A 21,010-nucleotide genomic window follows, 5' to 3' on the forward strand; every position below is an offset into this window, starting at 1 on the left:
GAATAAAAAGCATGAATAAAGAACAGCGGCAAAAAAACACCGGCCAGGAAATTGCTCTTAATAAAGAGGGTATTCCAATGGGACTAAGTGGTTGGTTGGTGCTTATAGCATTTCATTTGGTTTTCATGGCTACTGTTTATGCAATTTCACTATTGGTTATTTTTTTTCATCCCGAGGTATATTTTCAATTCCAGCACGTATCCGAGAAACTGTTTTTTATATTGTCTTGTATTGTTAGCTTAATCTCCATAGTAGTAATAGTTTTAGCGCTTGTTGCATTTTTTAGAAAAAAATCTATTTTTGTGAATCGTTACAGGTTGTTTATCTATTCTATTGTATTAATCTCAGTTGTGGATTGCGCCAGATTATTGTGGTTTCACGCTTTGAGCTATGATTTCAGTTACGGATGCTATGAAGACGGTATCTTGCTTAAAAAAGTAATGGTGGCCTTTGTTCATCCTCTTTTTCTGATATGCGTATGCATTCCTTATCTGGAGAAATCAAAAAGAGTTAAGAAGACATTTACGCGTTAATTTTATTTATTGAGATGCAGAAGGCTGGGAATAACTTTCTTTAATGTTCTGGCGAAAATAGACAAAAAAATCAATAAAGGTTATGCCCGCTGGAGGGGGGCGCTGATCGTACTTTTTATCATTTATGGCTCGTGTATTTTTTGTGTCTATCTTGGGGCGCTAACTGGCCCGGTTAATTTAGTTATTTACAGTGAAACTGACAGGCCAATTCTGGGGTTTAGCGTGAATAGTATCGCGGGGGAAATTCCAGTGCATATAATCCTAATAATAAATTTGCGAGTGAAGTTGGAGGGGCAACGACCTGGCTGCTGGAGTATAAAGGGAAAGATCGCTGAGATTAGCTGGACGCTCAGCGTCACAGGGCCACAGTATGAGGCGGAGATGCGACCAGAGCAGCGACGAGTGGTGATGCCGATGCCAGGGCGAAAGAGTTAACAGCTATCAATTCCATAATTTCATTTTGAAGAAAAATAACCTGTGTTAAGGGTTACTTTTACATTGATAATATTTATACAAAATCTCCAGTTCGGTATTAATAGGGGCTAACTATGATGCAAAACACACCTTCTTTATACGAGATGCTTTATGGCAATTTCACCGGCGGCCTCGATCTCCATCAGGTCAGTGAAGAAAACCAGGTCATTCTGTCAGTGTTGGATAATATGCAGCGCGTTCTTAACTGTCGCGCAGGCACGCTGGCGCATCTGCCGGACTACGGTCTGCCGGATATGACCAAAATCCTGCAAGGGATGCCGGGTACGGCACATGAGCTGATGGGCACTCTGTCTGCCGTGCTGCTCAAGTACGAACCACGTCTGAAAAGTATTAAGGTGGTTCTGCTTGAGCAATCTCAGCCTGGCGAGCTGCGTTATGCCATTGATGCTGAGCTCAAAGGTATTGGCCTGGTGCGCTATGGTACGGAATTTAAGCCCGAAGGGCGGGTTCTGTTGCGACACCTCAAGCAACAGCAGTACCTGGACAATACTACGAGGATGTAACCCCCTTTTATTATCCAGTACATAAGGCCAGATAAGATAATGTCAGCAAAATCACAGTTCCTGAAAAAGCTACAGTCCCGACAAATCGCCCCCGTCTCGTTCAGCAGTAAGAGTCAGATCGATATCGCCACATTTCGCCTGCGCATGGAGCATCTTCAGGAACAGATGGACGAATGGCTGGCGGGTACCGGACTTAATATGGAAAAGCTTACTGTCTCCGTTACGGATCTGCTGGTTGAGGGAGGCGCTTTTAATATTTCCGCCATCGTTCTGAGTTTCGAAAACCGGGCCATAAAGTTTTTGCCGATATTTCTGTATGGTCAGGGCGTGACGGGAGGGGTAGAGGTTACTCTTCATGCCGGAGGATGTATTACCTCACTGGGCCGCTTGTTTATGCGTGCAGGTAACGTTAGCGACTGGACCTTTAACCCGCACAGTAATTTGTCCCGGCCCGGACAGTTATTCGATGAAGATACTTTCTTTCGCCTGATTACCAGCCTTCTGCCATAGCAAATTTGTGATCATTAATCCTGATGTCTTTGCTGTTGGCCAATGCATTTTTATCTGGCGAAACGGTCAGTAAATGCGGGCAAATCTCTCTTAATGGATAAAGTAAATCACGGATACAGGTATGAAAAAATTAATTCTCTTTCTGGCGTTCAGCGTACTTTTCACCATAAAGGCTGATGCTGCTCGTGGAAGGCAGCCTTGTTCAGGCGCCAAAGGTGGAATAGCGCACTGCACATCGGATGGCCGTTTTGTCTGTAATGACGGAAGTCTGAGCCAGTCGAAGCGATTCTGTTCCGGGTATGGTGCTTCAGGAAACAATCAGCAGGTAAAACCTTCGGTCTCCGTCAGGAAAACGCAGAAGAAAAAGGCGACAGCCGTGAAAAGACAGGAAAGGCAGCGTGTTGCAGCAAGCGAGGCGCAGGTCGATACACCCTCCCGACAACCTACCTGTGCTCCTCTCTATATGGCCAGCAAACCCGGATTCACGCATTTGCCCATTTGTTCGGGGCAGCAGTATTAATCCGTTACAGCAAACACCTCCAGCATCCCTTAGGAATGATTTCCGCTCTGGGCGTTTCTCCTATACGCAAAAAATATCCTTCTCCAGAGCTTCCTGAACGCTGGTTGACTGGCTTACCAGCCTTGGGTTTATGCCACGCAATAAGCCGCGCCCTGAAGGTTTTAACGAAGGGTATTTTTTGGTGAGTTTTGCACCCGGATCACCCTCATCTGCAATCTCCCTCCAGACCTCGTCGCGTTTGACTCAGACATTCACCAGAGAACTCTGCGGATAAACACCAAAAGACAACTTTTTCTCTGGAGCAGCGAGACGGTATTTTATGCGCCAGTAGCGTTTGCCTGTGGTAACCAGGAGTAAAAGGGCGCGCTCAGCGGGAGTTTTAAATTCTTCTTTGCAGGCTTTGCGGTTTCGGGCTGTCAGTTAAACACAATAAGCCTTCTGAAAAGCCCATGAGGCAGCCTGATACAGATAGTGTTGTGTTGAAGTCAGTGAAGTTTGAAACGTTGGAAAAGATCTATTTAACTGATTGAATTCGAGTTTTGCAGGCTTTGGAAGGGGTATAGAGAAATGGAAATGGTGCCCGGACTCGGAATCGAACCAAGGACACGGGGATTTTCAATCCCCTGCTCTACCGACTGAGCTATCCGGGCAACGGGGCGCATTAAACCTTACTGGCTGCGGAGCGTCAATGGCTTTATAGCCAAAAACGCACTGGTTGCACTCTTTTCCATCAACCCGGCGAAAAAGTAGCAAGTTCTTATGCAGGCGGGCTTATTTTATACTTCTGATGCTGCCTGTGCAGGCAGGAAAAAGGACGTTCTCTCGCAAGGCAGGCGGTAAGGGTAGCAGGCTATATTTTTGCTTCGCTTATTGCTCCCCCGCGAAAATACCTGCCAGCAGCAGTTGGTGATGGTCAGCTCTGGCGTCATCTGGGGGCTAAAGGCAAGTGAACCCGATACCCTCTACGGTAAAGCGAGCAGGGCGGCTGTATAAAGCCCTGTGCCGGGGGCGGGATCGGGCGCATCTGGGATGATCAATCAGCCCATTGAACCGCAAAATAAAAAATGCCATGATTGCGGCCTTACTGACGAATACCGTCATCTCCCTTTGAGGCCGCCGCTATGCAAGGTTCACTGCTGCTCTCCAGCAACTGTTCCCGCCATCTCCCGATGCCGCGCGCCTGCCGATCCGCCTGTCACATTCTGTCAAAAAAGAGTCACACCGTTCGGTGAGGTTTTCATACGCTTAACTCATGGCCATGCGTAAAAACAGACGCGATCTGATTTTACTGATGTCTATCGGTTGAAGCCTGCATCTCTGGCTCTTTATCCTTCAGACACCTTTCGCCGGGCGAGGGCTGTTGCCGTTTCCCATTGCTGTGCCTGATGGCACCCACTCATCCTTGCCGCTTAAGGATTTGTGTTATGACCCCACTGAAAATTGCAGCCAGCACCACTGTGGCTATTCACCTCCAGACCGGACGCGAAGTCGTTACGCTGGAGAAAACCGATTTTACCGACGTGGCAGCGGTGGTTGTCTCGGTTGCCGACTCCAGATCCGGCATGCTGGCGCTACTGCGGCATACCGGCTTTAATCTGCCGGTCTTTATCTCGCTGGATTATCCTGAACAGGCGCAAGAGCTGGAGTTGCCAGACAATGTCGGGCTGCTGACCGGCAACGGGGATGATGCTATCAAGCTGGAAGCTGCCGCGGCGGAATACCAGAACGAACTTCTGCCGCCGTTTTTCAATACTTTGACCAAATACGTGGCGATGGACAACAGCACCTTTGCCTGTCCGGGCCATCAGGGCGGGGCGTTTTTCAAAAAGCACCCTGCCGGGCGCCAGTTTTTTGATTTCTTTGGTGAAAACGTTTTTCGTGCAGATATGTGCAATGCTGATGTCAAGCTTGGCGATCTGCTGATCCATGAAGGCTCGGCCAAGCATGCTCAGAAATTTGCTGCCAAAGTGTTTAACGCGGATAAAACCTATTTCGTGCTGAACGGCACCTCCAGCGCCAACAAAGTGGTAACTAATGCGCTGTTGACGCGCGGCGATCTGGTGCTTTTCGACCGCAACAATCACAAATCTAACCACCATGGCGCACTTATCCAGGCGGGGGCCACGCCGGTTTATCTGGAAACGGCCCGCAACCCGTTTGGTTTTATCGGCGGCATTGATGCCCGCTGCTTTGACGAAGAGTATGTGCGTAATCATATTAAGCAGGTTGCGCCGGAGCGGGCTGATCAAGCACGGCCCTTCCGCCTGGCAGTGATCCAGCTTGGTACTTACGACGGCACGGTTTATAACGCCCGCAAGGTGATTGACAGCATTGGCCATCTTTGCGACTACATCCTGTTTGACTCGGCGTGGGTTGGCTATGAGCAGTTTATTCCGGTGATGGAAGCCTGTTCCCCACTGCTTCTGGAGCTGAAGGAGCACGACCCGGGCATTTTTGTTACGCAGTCGGTGCACAAGCAGCAGGCTGGCTTCTCGCAGACTTCGCAGATCCACAAAAAAGATAACCATATTCGCGGGCAGCAGCGCTTTTGCAGCCACAAGCGCCTGAACAATGCCTTTATGCTGCACGCTTCAACCAGCCCCTTTTATCCACTGTTTGCCGCGCTGGACGTCAACGCCAAAATGCATCAGGGAGAAGCGGGCCGTCGGCTGTGGCACGAGTGTGTGACGCTGGGAATTGATGCCCGCAAAGCCATTCTGGCCCGATGCGAAATGATTAAGCCCTTTATTCCTGACGAGGTGGATGGCAAGCCCTGGCAGGAAGCGAAAACCGAAACCATCGCTGCGGATCCCCGCTATTTCAGCTTTGCACCGCGGGCAGACTGGCACGGTTTCGAGGGTTATGAAAAAGATCAGTACCTGATCGATCCCTGCAAGCTGCTGCTGACCACACCAGGAATTGATGCTTCTGGCGGAGAGTACGCTTCCTTTGGCATCCCGGCGACGATTCTGGCTAACTACCTGCGTGAAAATGGCGTGGTGCCAGAAAAATGCGACCTCAACTCCATCCTGTTTTTGCTGACGCCGGCAGAGAGCGTGGAAAAAATGGCGTATCTGGTTGGCAAGCTGGCGCAGTTTGAACAGCATGTGAAAGAGGATGCGTTATTGTCCGACGTGCTGCCTACTATTTACCGCAAAAATGCGAAGCGCTATGCAGGCTACAGGCTGCGCCGCCTGTGTCTGGAGATGCATCAACTCTATGTCAGCTACGGCGTGAAAGATTTGCAGAAAGCGATGTTCCGTCAGGAGAGCCTGCCGAAAGTCGTGATGAACCCGCAGGATGCTAACATTGAATTTATACGCGGCAACGTCGAGCTGGTGCCCATTGCTAAGGCGGAAGGGCGCATCGCTGCTGAAGGCGCGTTGCCTTACCCACCGGGCGTGCTGTGCGTGGTGCCTGGCGAAGCCTGGGGCGGCGCGGTGCAGCGCTACTTCCTGGCGCTTGAAGAGGGGCTTAATTTGCTGCCGGGCTTCTCGCCTGAGTTGCAGGGCGTGTATGCCGAGGCGGATGAGCAGGGCGTTAAACGGCTCTATGGCTATATGATTAACGAGTAAGCGGTCGGGGCCGCACGCGGCCCCTTTTCAGAGGCTACCCGGCGTCTGCGGCTGAAAGCTTTTCATCTTCACGCGCCTGACGCACTATCGCTTTAGCAATCCATTTGCCTATATCCTGCAACTGGTCATTGGAGCAGCCCCAGATATCCTTCATCACCAGAAAAATCTCCGAGCCGTAAACCAGCGACAGCGACTGCACCACACGCTCTACCCTTTCTGGCGACATCTCCTGATTCAGCGGCTCCACAACGTGCTGCAATAGCGCTTTACGGTTGCCTCTGACCAGCTTCTCTTTCTCGGGCCGTTCATTAGAGCGGGAGTGCGCCCACTGTGTCAGCGAGAGATGCAGCGCAGCGCGAAGCGTACCTTCATGCTCCAGCATGCGCGGGAAGGCAAAACTCAGCAGTTCATTAATGCGTTCGCTGGCATCTTCTTTAGCAGGGCGCCAGCTTTTGATCGGGCTTAACGTCTCCGTCACAATGGCGGAAACCAGCGCGCTCTGCGTCGGGAAGTAGCGGTATGCCGTGGCTCTGGAAAGCTGTGCCTCCTGAGCCACTTCGGTAATGGATGGAAACGCGCCGCTGTCGAACATTTTCATGGCGGTCTCAATCAGTAAACGACGTGTTCTTGCTCTTGTAGCGGTTAATGTCATAACCCCAGCGGAATCCCTTTGCTCCACAATAACCTCATTTGTCCGGTTAAATCTGCTTGTTGTACAAGCGATTGTCTGATGAAGAACAGGGTTACCGTTGTTAACCCAGTTCGAATCTGGTTACCAAATTCCACCATCAAGCATAGTCAATTTCTCAGTGAGACGCGTATTCCATTCAATTGATTTATCAATAATGAAGGTGATACTGTTATCCAATAACGTTAAAGGAGACGCGTCCTTATACGTTATTTACGTTTTTACTACTGATTTATCAAGTCTTTATTTCGTCTGATAACAGGGTGTTGTTATGGCTATGGGTACTAGTACAGGGTATGTCTACGCTGTTGCGACAGCGGATACTAAAGGAAGGGAACTGTTTTACGTCAGGGATTGCGTGGCCCGAACGGGCGCGGATGTCCTGACAGTTGACCTGTCTACTCAACCAGTTAGCGGTGCCTCGGGCGCAGATTTCCCGCCAGAAACAATCGCTGATTTCCATCCCGAAGGTCGTGAGGCCGTGTTCTGCGGCGACCGGGGGAAAGCTATCGACGCGATGGCGCTGGCATTTAAAATTTTCCTCAGCAATCGTCCCGATTTAGCAGGCGTAATCGGCCTGGGGGGATCGTGCGGCACCGCGCTGATCACACCAGCAATGCAGGCCCTGCCGGTGGGCATCCCCAAAGTGATGGTCTCCACCATGGCTTCGGGCGACGTCTCCGGTTACGTGGGCGCCAGTGATATCAGCCTGCTTTATTCCGTTACGGATGTGGCCGGGCTGAACCGCATCTCCCGTCAGGTTCTGGGGAATGCTGCGCATCAGATAGCGGGAGCCGTGCTCTGGAAGCCGGAACGCAGTGCAGAAGATAAGCCTGCGCTGGGGCTGACAATGTTTGGCGTGACAACGCCCTGTATCCAGCAGGTGAGCGGTGCGCTGGAGGCCGACTACGATTGCCTGGTTTTTCATGCCACAGGCAGCGGCGGCATGGCGATGGAAAAACTCGCTGGCAGCAAAATGCTTGCCGGCCTGCTGGATCTGACCACTACGGAAGTGTGCGATCTGCTGTTTGATGGCGTGCTGGCCTGCGAGGAGACGCGTTTCGACGCGATGGCGGCCTCCGGCATACCTTGCGTTATCTCCTGTGGGGCGCTGGATATGGTCAATTTCGGCCATGCTGAGAGCGTGCCGCAAAAATATGCCGACCGACTCTTTTATCACCATAATGCGCAGGTAACGCTGATGCGTACCACGGTGGAGGAGAACGTCAAAATGGCGAAATGGATAGCGGAGAAACTGAACCGCTGTGAAGGGAAAGTGGCCTTCCTGATCCCGGAAGGGGGCTTCTCGGCACTCGATGCGCCTGGCCAGGTTTTCTGGTCACCGGAAGCGGATAATGCGTTTATTACCACTCTGGAGGCGCACCTTACTCAGACAGCGCGCCGCTTCATTCGCCGCCTCCCTTACAATATCAACGATCCTCAATTTGCGCAGGCTGCTGTCAGGCAGTTTCGCCAGCTTACAGAGCAGGAGTGCTGAGAATGGCTTTTACCTGTCAGGAGATACTGACAAAATTTAACGCGATGATCGCGCGCCGCGAACCGATCATCGGAGGCGGCGCCGGAACAGGCCTCTCTGCAAAATGTGAAGAAGCGGGCGGGATCGATCTGATCGTGATCTACAACTCAGGCCGCTACCGTATGGCAGGACGTGGGTCGCTGGCGGGCCTGCTGGCCTACGGCAATGCCAATGAGATTGTGGTAGATATGGCGAAAGAAGTGCTGCCGGTAGTGAAAAATACGCCTGTGTTAGCGGGCGTGAACGGTACCGATCCTTTCTGCCAGTTCGACAAATTTCTGGACGATTTGCAGGCAATGGGCTTTTCGGGAGTGCAGAACTTTCCCACAGTCGGGCTGATTGATGGCAACTTCCGCGCCAATCTCGAAGAAACGGGCATGGGATATGGCCTGGAAGTCGAGATGATCGCTCTGGCGCATCAGAAAGGACTGCTGACCACCCCCTACGTGTTTAACGAGGCGGATGCCATTGCGATGACCAAAGCGGGTGCCGATATCATTGTGCCGCATATGGGGCTGACTACCGGCGGCAATATCGGCGCTGAAACCGCGCTGAAATTATCTGACTGTGTGCCGCTGATTAATCAGTGGGCGGCGGCGGCAAAAGCGGTGCGTAAAGAGGTGATCGTGCTCTGCCACGGCGGCCCAATCTCCAGCCCGCAGGATGCGCAATATATTCTGGATAACTGCCCGCAATGCGATGGTTTCTACGGAGCCAGCTCAATGGAGCGCCTGCCGACTGAGACCGCACTCACCGATACCACCCGCCAGTTCAAGAATATTACCCGCTGACACTCTGGCCTTTCCTGCCAATGGCAGCCTTTTCCGGGCTGCCAGCAGAGATGAACGCAAGTTAATCCAAAGATTTTTACCCTGATGGCAACCGATGTGATTGCCGTACTGCATGACAGGCAGGCATGAAGCGTTACCGGATGAAGAAGACCTCATCCGGTAGATAACACACTTAGTAGAGGTGATAGCTCTTCTGGGCGTTGTTCACTTTGTAGAGATAGCGGCGGGATTCAGCCGACGGATGGTTAGAGGTCAGGGTCTGATAGACCTCCGCAGGAGAGAGGTTGTTAATCGTATTGAACGCCCTGGTCTTATCGCTGGAGAAGACCTTGAGTACGCTGCCAGCTCCCCCGTTATAGGCGGTAATCACCGCGTAACGGCGTGAAGTTGGGTTGCTGATACCGGCCAGATAGTTGCTTTGCAGAATCGACAGATAAGCCGTACCGGCATCTATATTATTCTCCGGATCCAGCAGATAGCTGCGGCTCGGTTTGCCCCATTTCCCTTTCATGCGGAACACGTCCACACCGGCGGTGTGCTGCACCACCTGCATCAGCCCCAGCGCATCGGCATGACTGACGGCATAGGGGTTGAAGCTCGATTCAATCTGCATGATCGCCAGGATCAGCGACTGATCGACGTTATATTTCGCAGCGGCCTCGCGTACCATCGGCAGATATTTATGCGCACGCTTATCCAGATGGTTAGGTACCATCGGGATGGTGACTGACCAGATCACATGCAGACCGACATTGCGGCGCTGAAGTTTATTCTGGATCAGGTAATCGGCGAAGCTGGCCGCACGACCCTGCCAGCGGATCGGTTGTCCGGTATTATCCAGAACCTGACCATACAGCAGCGGCTCGGTGCCAAGCTTGATATCGTTCGCATCGGAATAGAGATCGACATTACCCGGATCTTCGCCGATCAGCAGCGTGGTAATAATGGCCTGACGCAGGCTGGCCATTGGATCGGTTCCGGCGATGGTCTCGATGGTAATCGAGCCTGACTCAAAGTTAATGTGGCTGCGCGTGTAATATTGATCGCTGTACTTCACATAATCTTTGGGACCGGCGATCAGCACTTCGTTAATGCCCCAGATATTCTCGATGTTATGGGCAAACTGTCCCATCAGAATATCGAAGCCGTTGGTATCCTTGACCCACTCTTCGTGGAAAGCGGGTTTTTTATTGCCTGAGCAGGAAATCAGCAGCGGCGCTATTACCAGCAAACCTATCAGTTTCTTATTCATCTTGTCGTGCTTCGCCCACATTGAGAGGGCCTCATCTGTGAGGCCCAACGATTATTCTTCTGGCGGGGTGTAACCTTCGATATGGACGTCATGCCCTTCGAACAGGAACTTAATCATCTCCTGCTCAAGCTGCTTACGATCTTCGGGGTTCATCATGCTGAGTTTCTTCTCATTGATCAGCATGGTCTGCTTGCTCATCCATTGCGACCAGGCTTCTTTAGAGATCTCATTATAAATACGCTTGCCTGTTTCGCCAGGATAGAGCTGGAAATCCTGCCCTTCGGCGTCACGTTGCAGGAACGTGCAAAAAATCATTCGGCTCATTACTCTTCCTCTTCTGTGGCGCGGATGTTCAGCGCTTTCTGTTGTGGCTGACGCAGTTGTTGTAACAGGCGTTCCACCGGAGCGGCCAGCCCAACGGACTGTGGTTGCGCTAAGTTATACCAGAGACCAGCGCCTTCATCCATTGCCGCGCCTGCCGGAGGCAGTTCCAGCCACATTGGGACAATATCCAGGTGGAAATGGCTGAAGGTATGGCGAAACGCGATACCCTGCTGCAAAGCGGCGCTATCGATGCCTTTTTCACTCAACCACTGTTCCAGCTCCGGCTGAGCAGCAAACTGCGGGAAGCAAAACAGCCCACCCCAGAGGCCCACAGGCGGACGCTGCTCCAGCCACACTTCCTGACCCTGCTGCATCATCAGCAGCCAGCCCGTACGCTCTGGCAGCGTCTGTTTCGGCTTCTTACCCGGATAGTTTGCCCAGCTCCCGTTGGCATATGCCAGGCAACCCAAACTCAACGGGCAGATTTCGCATTTTGGTCGGGAGCGGGTGCAGACGATAGCGCCCAGATCCATCATGGCCTGATTAAACTGGCTGACGCCCTCCGCAGGCGTAACCTCTTCACTAATCTGCCAGAGTCGCTTCTCAACCTCTTTCTTACCCGGCCAGCCTCCAACGGCATAGCAGCGGGCCAGAACACGCTTCACGTTGCCGTCGAGAATAGGGTAATGCTGTCCCAGCGAAAGAGAGAGAATGGCGCCAGCGGTTGAGCGGCCAACTCCTGGTAAATCGGCCACTTCGGCAAAAGTCTGCGGAAAGACCCCGTTATGCTTATCGGACACCATTTTAGCGGCTTTATGCAGATTGCGTGCGCGGGCGTAGTACCCCAGCCCGGTCCAGAGATGCAGGACTTCATCCAGCGGAGCAGCCGCCAGATCGGTAACCGTGGGGAAACGCGCCATAAAACGCTCGAAGTAGGGGATCACGGTCGCCACCTGCGTCTGTTGCAGCATCACTTCCGAAAGCCAGACTTTATAGGGCGTTTTTTCCAGCTGCCAGGGCAGCGTTTTACGGCCAAAGCGTTGATACCAGTCCAGTACCTGCCGGGAGAACTGCGGCGCTTGCATCATGGTAAAGAAATATCCTGGAGAATAAAAAATCAGGCTGGGATTCCAGCACAGACCAACTATGCTGTAAACCGGAAGTTGCCGGAGCTTGCTTAACCGCTGTAACTTTGCATAATGCCCCCTTTCCAGAGATTCCAGAGCAGCAGGCAGAAACATGAAGAATGATGTCATTTCTCCGGAGTTTGATGAAAACGGTCGCCCGATGCGCCGTATTCGCAGCTTCGTTCGTCGTCAGGGCCGCCTGACAAAAGGCCAGCAGCACGCGCTGGATAATTACTGGCCAGTGATGGGTGTGGAATATCAGCCTGAGGCGGTGGACCTGGTGAGCCTGTTTGGGCGTGAAGCCCCTGTGGTGCTGGAAATCGGCTTCGGCATGGGTGCCTCGCTGGTGACCATGGCTGAAAATAATCCCCAGCAAAACTTCCTGGGTATTGAAGTACACTCGCCGGGCGTGGGTGCCTGCCTGAGCAGCGCACATGAGGCTGGCGTGGAGAATCTCCGCGTAATGTGCCACGATGCCGTCGACGTGCTGGACAAGATGATCCCGGATAATTCGCTGCGCATGGTGCAGCTTTTCTTCCCGGACCCGTGGCATAAAGCGCGTCACAATAAGCGCCGTATCGTTCAGGCGCCTTTTGCCGAACTGGTGATGCGCAAGCTGAAGCTGGGCGGCGTGTTCCATATGGCTACCGACTGGGAAGCCTACGCCGAACATATGCTGGAAGTGATGAGCAGCATCGCGGGCTATAAAAACCAGTCCGAAACGCAAAATTACGTGCCGCGTCCCGAGTCGCGTCCGTTAACAAAATTTGAGCAGCGTGGCCAGCGTCTTGGTCACGGTGTTTGGGATCTGATGTTTGAGAGGATTAAATAATGGCTACCCAACGCAGTCGTCGTTTGCGTAAAAAAATGCATATCGATGAGTTTCAGGAATTAGGCTTTTCCATCGGCTTCGGCTTTCCGGAAGGCACCAACGAAGAGACCATCGACAAAACCGTTGATGCACTGATTGAAGAAGTGATCGATCCTAACGGCCTGGCGTTTGATGGCAGCGGCTACTTGCAGTGGGAAGGGTTGATCTGCCTGCAGCAGACGGGTAAATGCACTGACGAGCACCGTGAGCTGGTGCGCAAGTGGCTGGAAGATCGCAAGCTGAATAACATTCAGGTGACCGAACTTTTCGATGTCTGGTGGGACTAAGTAGTATCCCGCTTAACATCCCGAAGGATGTGGGAAACGATTTTGGGGCCACGCATGCGTGGCCTTTTCACTTTCAGGAGAATGCAAATGCGTAAAGCGATGATGGTAGGTGCGTTGTTACTGGCGGCGGGCCAGGCTCAGGCAGACTATCAATGTAGCGTGAAACCTCAGGATGATATCGTGCTCTCTCCGCAAAGCGTGCAGGTGGTCGGTGCCAGCGGCAATCTGACCATCACGCCGACGGGTGATGTGCAGCGCAACGGAAAAGCCGCGACGGTGGATACCGCAACGCGTCAGAAAGCCATTGATTACCAGACCGCGCTACGACGTGATTTACCCTGGATCGATCAGGGCGCGCGTCAGCGTCTGGAAAAAGGCCGCGTGGCGCTGGATAAGGTGATCGTAGAAAAGCTGGGCCAGGAGAGTAACGTACGTAACCGCCTGACCTCGCTGGACACGCAGCTTAAGCAGCAGATGAACCGCATTATTGAACACCGCGACGACGGGCTGACGTTCCACCATCAGGCCATCGACCAGGTTCGCCAGGACGGCGAGCGTCTGGTGCAGAACGCGATGGGCGGTGTGGTGCAGGACAGCCTGAACGAGATGGGCAGCAAGCAGGCCGGCAACGGCAGCAATCCTTTGCAGGCGATCATGGGGAATCTGGGCGGCTTGCAGCAATCTATTCAGGCCGAATGGAAAAATCAGGAGCAGGATTTCCAGAATTTTGGACATGAAGTCTGTAACCGCGTGACCACGCTGGAAGAGCAGCGCAAGGCGATGATTGCCGGACTGAAATAACAGGCTGGCTTACAGCCATAAAAAAACGCCTGATGACTTCATCAGGCGTTTTTTTTCAGGGAAAATTACGCTTCTTCTGCCAGGAACAGCTCCAGCAGCGAATTCAGAAACAGTTTGCCTTTCTCCGTCACCTGCCAGCTTTCCGCTGTTTCGGTCAGATAGCCCTGGCTCAGTGCTTCGTCGATCTGCGGCCGGATAACGCTTTCCGCAAGACCAGTGTAAAGCTGAAACTCTTCGCGCGGCGCGGCTTCCAGCAGGCGGAAGCGGTTCATAAAGAATTCGAACGGCTTTTCACTGTCGCTGACTTCATGGCGGCGATCCAGATAATTCCCCGCCATAAACCCACGAGGATGCCGCGTTTTGCTGGTGCGGATGATCCGTCCGTCAGCCTGCGTCAGCTTACCGTGCGCACCGCAGCCAATGCCCAGATAGTCTCCAAAGCGCCAGTAGTTAAGATTATGTTCGCAGCGGTAGCCGGGTTTTGCGTAGGCAGAGGTTTCGTACTGCACGTAACCTGCCGCTGTCAGCAGCTGGTCGCCCTGTTCGAAAATATCCCACAGCGCATCGTCATCCGGCAGGACCGGCGGACGAGAGGCAAACAGCGTGTTCGGCTCAATAGTAAGCTGATACCAGGAGAGATGCGGTGGAGCCAGCGCAATGGCCTGGCGCAGGTCATCCAGCGCCTCTTCCAGCGACTGATCCGGCAGCCCGTGCATCAAATCCAGATTAAAGCTGCGCAGATTCAGGTCAGTGGCAAGCCCGGCTGCACGCCTGGCTTCTTCCGGCCCGTGAATGCGTCCCAGACGCGCCAGTTTCTGCTCGCTGAAGCTCTGCACCCCTATCGAGATGCGGTTGATACCGGCACGCTGGTAGCCGCTGAAGCGGTCTGCTTCCACTGTGCCGGGATTGGCTTCCATGGTGATTTCAGCGGTCGGGGAGAGCGGCAAACGGGCACGAACGCCATCCAGCAACATCTGCATCGCTTCACTGCTTAACAGACTTGGCGTACCGCCGCCGATGAAAATGGTGCTGACTTCACGTCCTGCGGCCAGCGGCAGGTCAGCGTCCAGGTCCGCCAGTAAATGCCGCACATACTCTTCGTGCGGCACTTCGCCTTTCAGGGCGTGGGAGTTGAAGTCGCAGTAGGGGCACTTCTGCACGCACCAGGGGATATGGATATAGAGACTTAACGGCGGCAGCTTACGCATTACGCATCGCTTCCAGCAGCAGCGTCATCGCTTTACCCCGATGGGAAACGGCGTGCTTCTCCTCTTTGGTCAGCTCCGCTGCTGTTTTGCCCAGTGCCGGAACAAAGAAAATCGGATCGTAACCAAAGCCGCCAACGCCCGCAGCAGCACGGGTAATTTCTCCCTGCCAGCTACCATGGAATACCAACGGGGTGGGGTCCTCAGCATGACGCAGATAGACCAGCACGCAGTGGAATTCAGCCTGACGAGCGTCGTCCGGCACGTTTTCCAGCGCTGCGAGCAGCTTAAGCAGATTCTGCTGGTCGCTGGCCCCTTCGCCCGCGTAGCGCGCAGAGTAAATCCCCGGCGCGCCGCCCAGCGCATCTACTGCCAGCCCGGAGTCATCGGCAATCGCCGGCAAGCCGGTTACCGCCGAGGCGTGACGCGCCTTCAGGATCGCGTTTTCAATAAATGTCAGGCCGGTCTCTTCGGCTGACTCCACGCCCAGTTCCGTTTGCGCCACAATATCGAGGCCAAAGGTGGCCAGCAGATCGGCCATTTCACGAACTTTGCCGGGATTCCCGGTGGCGAGCACAACTTTTTGCATATCAGGTCCAGAGTTTTTCAAATTACAGCAGATACCAGAGGCCGGGGAACAGATCCATGCCCAGGTAGTTCAACATATAGAGGATCAGGATCACCACCATCGCGGAGAAATCGATCCCGCCCATAGCGGGCAGTATACGGCGGATGGGCGCCATCAGCGGTTCGGTCAGCTGGATTAACAGATGATCTACCGGGCCACGGCCCTGGCTGATCCAGCTCATCAGTGAGCGGATAATGATCACCCAGAACACCAGATAACCAATGGATTTGACCAGCGAGAGCAGGCCAACCAGCAGGTTCATCGGATCAACGGAGAAAGCCCCCACCTGAATTAACAGTAAAATCGGGTATTTCAACGTAGTCAGCACAAACGCCAGCAGCAGCGGCGCAGTATCGACCGGGCCAATAGAGGGGAGGACCCGCCGCAGCGGTTTGAGCACCGGCTGAGTAATTTTTACGATAAATTGTGACAGTGGGTTATAGAAATCACAGCGCGACCACTGCATCCAGATACGTAACAGCAGTACCATTACGTAGAGGTCGATCAGGGTCTTGACCAGAAAAGTCAACGTCAGCATGGGGTTCCTCAGTTATTGTTGTGAGCGGCGCTGTAATCACGCGCGCCAAAAATTGCGGTGCCGATGCGCACCATTGTACTGCCTGCCGCTATCGCGGCATCCATATCGTCACTCATTCCCAGAGAAAGCGTGTCAACAGAGGGATAGTTCTTTTTCAGTTCGTTAAACGCTTCTGCCATCTGGCTACAGACCGCTAACTGCCGTGCATAGTCACTTTCAGGCGCGGGAATAGCCATCAGACCACGCAGCGTTAAACGAGGCAGAAGTGAAACCTCCTTTGCCAGCTCGCTCAGCGCCTCCAGCATGATGCCAGATTTACTGTTTTCGTCACTGATGTTTATCTGAATCAGTACGTTCAGCGGCGGCAACGCTTCCGGACGCTGCTCGTTAAGACGGACGGCAATCTTCAGCCGGTCAACGGTGTGACACCAACTAAAATGTTCAGCAACCAGGCGACTCTTGTTGGATTGCAGCGGGCCAATAAAGTGCCAGTCGAGGGCAGAATTTCCTGACGCTTTAATTTTGTCGACACCTTCCTGCACGTAGTTCTCACCAAAACAGCGCTGGCCAGCGGCAACGGCTTCTTCGACCGCGCTCGCAGGTTTGGTTTTGCTGACTGCAAGCAGGGTAATTTCTGCCGGATCGCGCCCGCACTGTGCGGCGGCCGCTGAGATCCGCTCGCGGACTTGCTGTAAGTTGTGCTGAATCGAGGTCATAGTCAGGGAATATTATGAATATTGAAGAGATGGTGGCCCTTAGTGTAAAGCATAACGCAGGGGATCTGCACCTTTGCAGTGGTCATTCTCCGTTCTGGCGGCGTTGCGGCAGGCTCGAGCCGGTGCCGGATGCCAGGCCCGTGACCACCGCCCAGCTGGAAGCCTGGGCAAAAAGTTGGCTTACCGCATCCCGGATAAGGCAATTTGACCAGGCGGGCCAGCTCGATTTTGCTCTGACCATGGCGGATGGCGTGCGCCTGCGTGCCAATCTGTTCCGCCAGCAGCAGGGGCTTTCGCTGGCGCTGAGGCTGATAGCCAGCCATTGCCCCGATCTTACTGAGCTGAAGCTCCCTGCCATCGCTCACGCCTTGTTAACCCTGAACGATGGGCTGGTACTGGTAACCGGTGCAACGGGCAGCGGTAAATCCACCACGCTGGCGGCGTTGATTGGCGAGATCAACAGAGAGCAGGCGCGGCACATTATTACGCTGGAAGATCCGATCGAGTTTATCCATCACAGTCAGCGCTCGCTGATCCAGCAGCGGGAGATTGGCCTGCACAGCATTTCATTCAGTGAGGGCCTGCGCGGCGCGCTGAGGGAAGATCCCGATATTATCCTGCTCGGTGAACTGCGCGATGGCGAGACCATTCAACTGGCGCTGACCGCGGCAGAAACCGGGCATCTGGTGCTGACGACGCTGCACACCCGTGGCGCAACGCAGGCGGTGGAGAGGCTGGTGGATCTCTTTCCCGGCACGGAGAAAAATCAGGTGCGTAGCCAGCTGGCTGGCAGCCTGAAAGCTGTTATAGCGCAGCGGCTGGAGCAGGGAGCGGAACAGGGGCAGGCAAGGGTGGCGCTATTTGAAGTGCTGGTGAATACCCCTGCGGTAGCCAACCTGATCCGCGAAGGGAAAACCCATCAGCTTGCTGGTCTGCTGGAAACGGGCATGCAAAGCGGGATGCAGACCTTTGCGCAAAGTCTGGCCGGGCGGAGAAAAGCCGGATTAATCGCCGGGCCAGACCGGGTTCAGGCGGGCTATCCTGACCTCAGGACCAGCTGTTCTCGAACCAGCTTTCAAGAATGATCACCGCAGAGAGAGAATCCACGCTGCCTTTGCTCAGCGCACGAAAGCCGCCGCGTTCGAACAGCTCCGCCCTCGCTTCGATGGTGCTCAGACGCTCATCGTGGAGGTCAACCTGCACGCCGAAGCGGCCATGAATGCGGTTTGCAAACTTACGGGCGCGTACCGTCAGCGGTTGTTCGGTGCCGTCCATATTCAGCGGCAGGCCGACCACTACCCGGTCTGGCTGCCACTCTTTCAGTAACGCTTCAATTTTATTCCAGTCCGGCGTGCCGTCCTGCGCCTTCAGCGCCGCTAAGGGTCTGGCTGTACCGGTGAGCTGCTGCCCAATGGCCACGCCAATGCTTTTAGTGCCGAAATCAAATGCCAGCAGGGTCATATGACTCATCAGGCATGACCTGCATCACTGGTGATATTGTGAATATCCACACCAATACTTTTTGCCGCTTCACGCCAGCGTTCGGCTATCGGGGTCTGGAACAGGATGTTGCTGTTAGCGGGCGTCGTCAGCCAGGCGTTCTCCAGCAGTTCATTTTCCAGCTGATCTTTCTCCCAGGCGCAGTAGCCCAGTGCAACCAGCACATTACTTGGTTGTTCTGGCGTACCCAGGGTTTCCAGCACATCACGTGAGGTGGTGATCACCGTATTATCGGAAACGCGGATGCTGGAGGCGAAAGTTCGTTGGGCAGAGTGGAGGATAAATCCACGATCTTCTGCCAGCGGGCCACCGGAGAAAACCGGCTTGTCGAGTTTGACCTCTGGCTCACGGGGCGTGGGCATAATTTTGAGTTTCTTCAGAATACCGTCAACGGTTAAATTATCCATTGGCTTATTCACAATCAGGCCCATGGCTCCATCATCATTATGCTCGCAGATATAAACCACCGAGCGCTTGAATAACGGGTCCTGTAGCGTGGGCATCGCAATCAAAAAATGATGCTGTAAATTCATATCAGGATTCTGTATTCGGGTTAACCGCACGCGGCCCTGCCGCGTGCGTAATTAACGGGTTAATAAAGGGGCCCGTTGACCCCGCGTACCGTCACGCCAGACGTTTTTCAATGGCATCCATCAGCATACCAGTAATTGAAATTGGGAATGCGGCCTCGATCTCACGGACGCAGGTTGGGCTGGTCACGTTAATTTCGGTCAGCTTATCGCCAATAATATCCAGACCCACAAAAATCAGCCCTTTGGCTTTCAGGGTCGGCCCCACGCGGCGGGCAATTTCCCAGTCGCTTTCAGAAAGCGGACGCGCTTCACCACGTCCACCAGCGGCCAGGTTTCCACGCGTTTCACCAGACTTAGGAATACGGGCCAGGCAGTAGGGCACAGGTTCGCCATCCACAACCAGCACGCGCTTATCCCCTTCTTTAATCGCAGGCAGATAGTTTTGCGCCATGCAGTAGAAGTTTCCATGCTCGGTTAACGTCTCGATGATAACTGACAGGTTGGGATCTTCCTGTTTGATACGGAAAATAGAGGCGCCGCCCATACCATCCAGCGGTTTCAGGATGATATCGCCATGCTCCTGCCAGAACTCACGTATCTGCTGTGCGTTACGGGTTACCAACGTATCTGGCGTCAGTTCAGCAAACCAGGCGGTGAACAGCTTTTCGTTACAGTCACGCAGGCTCTGCGGTTTGTTAACAATCAGCGTTCCCTGCTCCTCTGCACGTTCCAGGATATAGGTAGCATAGATGAACTCAGTATCAAACGGCGGATCTTTACGCATCAGCACCACGTTCAGATCGGCCAGCGCAATGTCCTGTTCGCTGCCAAACTCAAACCACTTGTCATAGTTCTGCTCAACGCTGAGGCTGCGGGTGCGTGCACGCGCTTCGCCACCGCGCAGATAGAGATCCTTCATCTCCATATAATGGATTTCGTAACCACGGCGCTGTGCTTCCAGCAACATTGCGAAGCTGGTGTCTTTTTTAATATTGATGGAGGTAATAGGGTCCATCACAATGCCAAGCTTAATCATTTTGTCTCTCCAGTGAGCTATCTTATTTGCCATGTTTAACGCTGGCCGTGTCTGAAACGCATGCGCCTTTGAGTTCGCTGAAGTTTCTGCACGCTGGCGCGCCCGCAACGAGGAGGCTCAGGCTCAGCGGTCTGGCATAACTTACCCAACTATAATAATTTTGCATCACCAATTGGGCTTTCCGTCCCGCGCTGAAAGGGGGGATGAAGTGATGCGTGCTGTTTTCTCTCTCCAGGCCTACCCGAGATCGCCAAAGCGAACCTGAAGGGCAGTAATCGCCGTCAACGCCGTTGTTTCAGTGCGAAGGACGCGTGGACCTAACAGGATATCGGTAAAGCCGTAACCTGCCGTCATACTGATTTCATCAGTGGTCAGGCCACCTTCCGGGCCAATAAGAAGCCGGACACGTTCCACGGGGAGCGGCAGCGTGTTAATGCTCTGGCTGGCTCTTGGATGCAGGTTCAGCTTTAATCCCGCATCCTGCTCTGCGCTCCACGCTTCCAGCGTCATGGCTTCACGCACTTCCGGCACGCTGTTTCTGCCGCACTGTTCACAGGCAGCTATCACAATTTTTTGCCACTGCTGATGCTTTTTAGCCAGACGATCGGCGTCCAGCTTTACGCCACAGCGCTCAGAAAACAAGGGGGTAATTACATTTACCCCAAGTTCAACGGCCTTCTGAATGGTGAACTCCATCTTCTCGCCACGGGACATCACCTGACCCAGATGCAGATGAAGCGGGGATTCACGGCTCTCTTCGCGGCTTTCGCCCACCGAAACGCGAACGCTTTTTTTATCTGCCTGCACAATTTCTGCGGGAAAAGTCAGATTAGTACCATCGAACAATTCCAGGGCCTGTCCGGCCCCCATACGCAGTACGCGACCTACATGGTTAGCGGCCTCGTCGCTGAGGGCAATCTCACTGCCAGCGGTCAACGTCTCGGGATGAAAAATGCGGGGTATTCGCATGGAAATCCTGCTAAAGGTTAATGGCCGTGCAATGGGCACGGCCTGAAGATGTGCTCTAGTTTAGGTCAGCG

General features: G+C 53.6%; 24 protein-coding genes and 1 tRNA gene. 11 read left to right on the plus strand and 14 right to left on the minus strand.

The window, feature by feature from the left end; all coding sequences use genetic code 11:
• Nucleotides 1-11 precede the first annotated feature (11 nt).
• The 4 genes from AAH450_RS17800 (at nucleotide 12) to AAH450_RS17815 (ending at nucleotide 2,561) form a co-directional block, all read left to right on the plus strand.
• A complete protein-coding gene (locus AAH450_RS17800; protein ID WP_342911407.1) occupies nucleotides 12-533 on the plus strand; it encodes a DUF2569 family protein in 522 nt (173 codons plus the stop codon).
• A 548-nt stretch (nucleotides 534-1,081) separates the two neighbouring features.
• Nucleotides 1,082-1,531, plus strand: a complete 450-nt coding sequence (gene tssE, locus AAH450_RS17805; RefSeq protein WP_342911408.1) for a type VI secretion system baseplate subunit TssE — start codon at nucleotides 1,082-1,084, stop codon at nucleotides 1,529-1,531.
• Nucleotides 1,532-1,570: 39 nt separating this feature from the next.
• Nucleotides 1,571-2,041 (plus strand): hypothetical protein, encoded by a 471-nt coding sequence (locus tag AAH450_RS17810; protein ID WP_342911409.1) that lies wholly within the window; start codon nucleotides 1,571-1,573, stop codon nucleotides 2,039-2,041.
• Between the two features lie 121 nt (nucleotides 2,042-2,162).
• Complete coding sequence (locus AAH450_RS17815) at nucleotides 2,163-2,561, plus strand: YdcA family protein (protein WP_342911410.1); 399 nt, start codon at nucleotides 2,163-2,165, stop codon at nucleotides 2,559-2,561.
• A gap of 243 nt (nucleotides 2,562-2,804) precedes the next feature.
• Here AAH450_RS17815 and AAH450_RS21170 read toward each other — a convergent pair whose 3' ends face one another.
• Both AAH450_RS21170 and AAH450_RS17820 read right to left on the minus strand, forming a co-directional pair.
• Entirely contained in the window at nucleotides 2,805-2,981 is a 177-nt protein-coding gene (locus AAH450_RS21170; RefSeq protein WP_463322747.1) for an Arm DNA-binding domain-containing protein, read from the minus strand.
• Nucleotides 2,982-3,135: 154 nt separating this feature from the next.
• Nucleotides 3,136-3,211 (minus strand) — tRNA-Phe (locus tag AAH450_RS17820).
• Between the two features lie 774 nt (nucleotides 3,212-3,985).
• Here AAH450_RS17820 and AAH450_RS17825 point away from each other — a divergent pair.
• Nucleotides 3,986-6,136 carry an ornithine decarboxylase gene (locus AAH450_RS17825; RefSeq protein WP_342911411.1) on the plus strand — a complete coding sequence of 717 codons (2,151 nt, stop codon included), beginning with the start codon at nucleotides 3,986-3,988 and terminating at the stop codon, nucleotides 6,134-6,136.
• A 34-nt stretch (nucleotides 6,137-6,170) separates the two neighbouring features.
• On the opposite strand, the gene AAH450_RS17830 is transcribed toward AAH450_RS17825, so the two are convergent.
• Entirely contained in the window at nucleotides 6,171-6,788 is a 618-nt protein-coding gene (locus tag AAH450_RS17830) for a TetR/AcrR family transcriptional regulator (RefSeq protein WP_318789583.1), read from the minus strand.
• 313 nt (nucleotides 6,789-7,101) lie between these two features.
• On the opposite strand from AAH450_RS17830, the gene AAH450_RS17835 reads away from it, so the two are divergent.
• Both AAH450_RS17835 and AAH450_RS17840 read left to right on the plus strand, forming a co-directional pair.
• On the plus strand, nucleotides 7,102-8,322 hold the full coding sequence (locus tag AAH450_RS17835; protein WP_342911555.1) for a Tm-1-like ATP-binding domain-containing protein: 1,221 nt from the start codon (nucleotides 7,102-7,104) through the stop codon (nucleotides 8,320-8,322).
• 2 nt (nucleotides 8,323-8,324) lie between these two features.
• A complete protein-coding gene (locus tag AAH450_RS17840; RefSeq protein ID WP_342911412.1) occupies nucleotides 8,325-9,152 on the plus strand; it encodes a phosphoenolpyruvate hydrolase family protein in 828 nt (275 codons plus the stop codon).
• Nucleotides 9,153-9,324: 172 nt separating this feature from the next.
• Here the strand turns inward: AAH450_RS17840 and mltC are convergent, their stop codons facing one another.
• Genes mltC through mutY form a run of 3 tightly spaced genes read right to left on the minus strand, consistent with a single transcriptional unit; the run spans nucleotide 9,325 to nucleotide 11,816 of the window.
• Nucleotides 9,325-10,404: a membrane-bound lytic murein transglycosylase MltC gene (gene mltC, locus AAH450_RS17845; RefSeq protein WP_342911413.1), complete on the minus strand. Its 1,080-nt coding sequence runs from the start codon at nucleotides 10,402-10,404 to the stop codon at nucleotides 9,325-9,327.
• Nucleotides 10,405-10,455: 51 nt separating this feature from the next.
• Nucleotides 10,456-10,728, minus strand: a complete 273-nt coding sequence (locus tag AAH450_RS17850) for an oxidative damage protection protein (RefSeq protein WP_306210659.1) — start codon at nucleotides 10,726-10,728, stop codon at nucleotides 10,456-10,458.
• Nucleotides 10,728-11,816 (minus strand): A/G-specific adenine glycosylase, encoded by a 1,089-nt coding sequence (gene mutY / locus AAH450_RS17855; protein ID WP_342911414.1) that lies wholly within the window; start codon nucleotides 11,814-11,816, stop codon nucleotides 10,728-10,730. The genes AAH450_RS17850 and mutY overlap by 1 nt, the downstream gene beginning before the upstream one ends.
• 151 nt (nucleotides 11,817-11,967) lie before the next feature.
• On the opposite strand from mutY, the gene trmB reads away from it, so the two are divergent.
• The 3 genes from trmB (at nucleotide 11,968) to AAH450_RS17870 (ending at nucleotide 13,814) form a co-directional block, all read left to right on the plus strand.
• The gene (gene trmB, locus AAH450_RS17860) at nucleotides 11,968-12,687 is read left to right on the plus strand and encodes a tRNA (guanosine(46)-N7)-methyltransferase TrmB (RefSeq protein ID WP_342911415.1); all 720 of its coding nucleotides are present in this window, start codon (nucleotides 11,968-11,970) and stop codon (nucleotides 12,685-12,687) included.
• Nucleotides 12,687-13,013 carry a YggL family protein gene (locus AAH450_RS17865; protein ID WP_318789588.1) on the plus strand — a complete coding sequence of 109 codons (327 nt, stop codon included), beginning with the start codon at nucleotides 12,687-12,689 and terminating at the stop codon, nucleotides 13,011-13,013. The genes trmB and AAH450_RS17865 overlap by 1 nt, the downstream gene beginning before the upstream one ends.
• A gap of 87 nt (nucleotides 13,014-13,100) precedes the next feature.
• Nucleotides 13,101-13,814 (plus strand): YggN family protein, encoded by a 714-nt coding sequence (locus AAH450_RS17870; protein ID WP_342911416.1) that lies wholly within the window; start codon nucleotides 13,101-13,103, stop codon nucleotides 13,812-13,814.
• Nucleotides 13,815-13,879: 65 nt separating this feature from the next.
• Here the strand turns inward: AAH450_RS17870 and hemW are convergent, their stop codons facing one another.
• From hemW to AAH450_RS17890, 4 genes are read right to left on the minus strand one after another with little or no spacing between them, the layout of a single operon-like run.
• Nucleotides 13,880-15,022 carry a radical SAM family heme chaperone HemW gene (gene hemW / locus AAH450_RS17875; protein WP_342911417.1) on the minus strand — a complete coding sequence of 381 codons (1,143 nt, stop codon included), beginning with the start codon at nucleotides 15,020-15,022 and terminating at the stop codon, nucleotides 13,880-13,882.
• Nucleotides 15,015-15,608, minus strand: coding sequence for an RdgB/HAM1 family non-canonical purine NTP pyrophosphatase (gene rdgB, locus AAH450_RS17880; RefSeq protein ID WP_342911418.1), 594 nt, complete (start codon nucleotides 15,606-15,608; stop codon nucleotides 15,015-15,017). Before rdgB ends, hemW begins: the two co-directional genes overlap by 8 nt.
• Nucleotides 15,609-15,630: 22 nt before the next feature.
• The gene (locus AAH450_RS17885) at nucleotides 15,631-16,185 is read right to left on the minus strand and encodes a YggT family protein (protein ID WP_342911419.1); all 555 of its coding nucleotides are present in this window, start codon (nucleotides 16,183-16,185) and stop codon (nucleotides 15,631-15,633) included.
• A gap of 8 nt (nucleotides 16,186-16,193) precedes the next feature.
• Complete coding sequence (locus AAH450_RS17890; protein ID WP_342911420.1) at nucleotides 16,194-16,901, minus strand: YggS family pyridoxal phosphate-dependent enzyme; 708 nt, start codon at nucleotides 16,899-16,901, stop codon at nucleotides 16,194-16,196.
• 14 nt (nucleotides 16,902-16,915) lie between these two features.
• On the opposite strand from AAH450_RS17890, the gene AAH450_RS17895 reads away from it, so the two are divergent.
• Nucleotides 16,916-17,986, plus strand: a complete 1,071-nt coding sequence (locus AAH450_RS17895) for a type IV pilus twitching motility protein PilT (protein ID WP_342911421.1) — start codon at nucleotides 16,916-16,918, stop codon at nucleotides 17,984-17,986.
• On the opposite strand, the gene ruvX is transcribed toward AAH450_RS17895, so the two are convergent.
• The 4 genes from ruvX to rsmE form a co-directional block, all read right to left on the minus strand.
• Nucleotides 17,949-18,371: a Holliday junction resolvase RuvX gene (gene ruvX / locus AAH450_RS17900; RefSeq protein WP_318789597.1), complete on the minus strand. Its 423-nt coding sequence runs from the start codon at nucleotides 18,369-18,371 to the stop codon at nucleotides 17,949-17,951. The genes AAH450_RS17895 and ruvX overlap by 38 nt on opposite strands.
• Entirely contained in the window at nucleotides 18,371-18,934 is a 564-nt protein-coding gene (locus AAH450_RS17905; protein ID WP_342911422.1) for a YqgE/AlgH family protein, read from the minus strand. The genes ruvX and AAH450_RS17905 overlap by 1 nt, the downstream gene beginning before the upstream one ends.
• A 91-nt stretch (nucleotides 18,935-19,025) precedes the next feature.
• A complete protein-coding gene (gene gshB / locus AAH450_RS17910; RefSeq protein WP_342911423.1) occupies nucleotides 19,026-19,970 on the minus strand; it encodes a glutathione synthase in 945 nt (314 codons plus the stop codon).
• A 237-nt stretch (nucleotides 19,971-20,207) separates the two neighbouring features.
• Nucleotides 20,208-20,939 (minus strand): 16S rRNA (uracil(1498)-N(3))-methyltransferase, encoded by a 732-nt coding sequence (rsmE, locus tag AAH450_RS17915; protein WP_342911424.1) that lies wholly within the window; start codon nucleotides 20,937-20,939, stop codon nucleotides 20,208-20,210.
• Nucleotides 20,940-21,010: the final 71 nt, after the last annotated feature.

The organism is Erwinia magellanica (genome assembly GCF_039023495.1).
Taxonomy (GTDB): Bacteria; Pseudomonadota; Gammaproteobacteria; order Enterobacterales; family Enterobacteriaceae; genus Erwinia.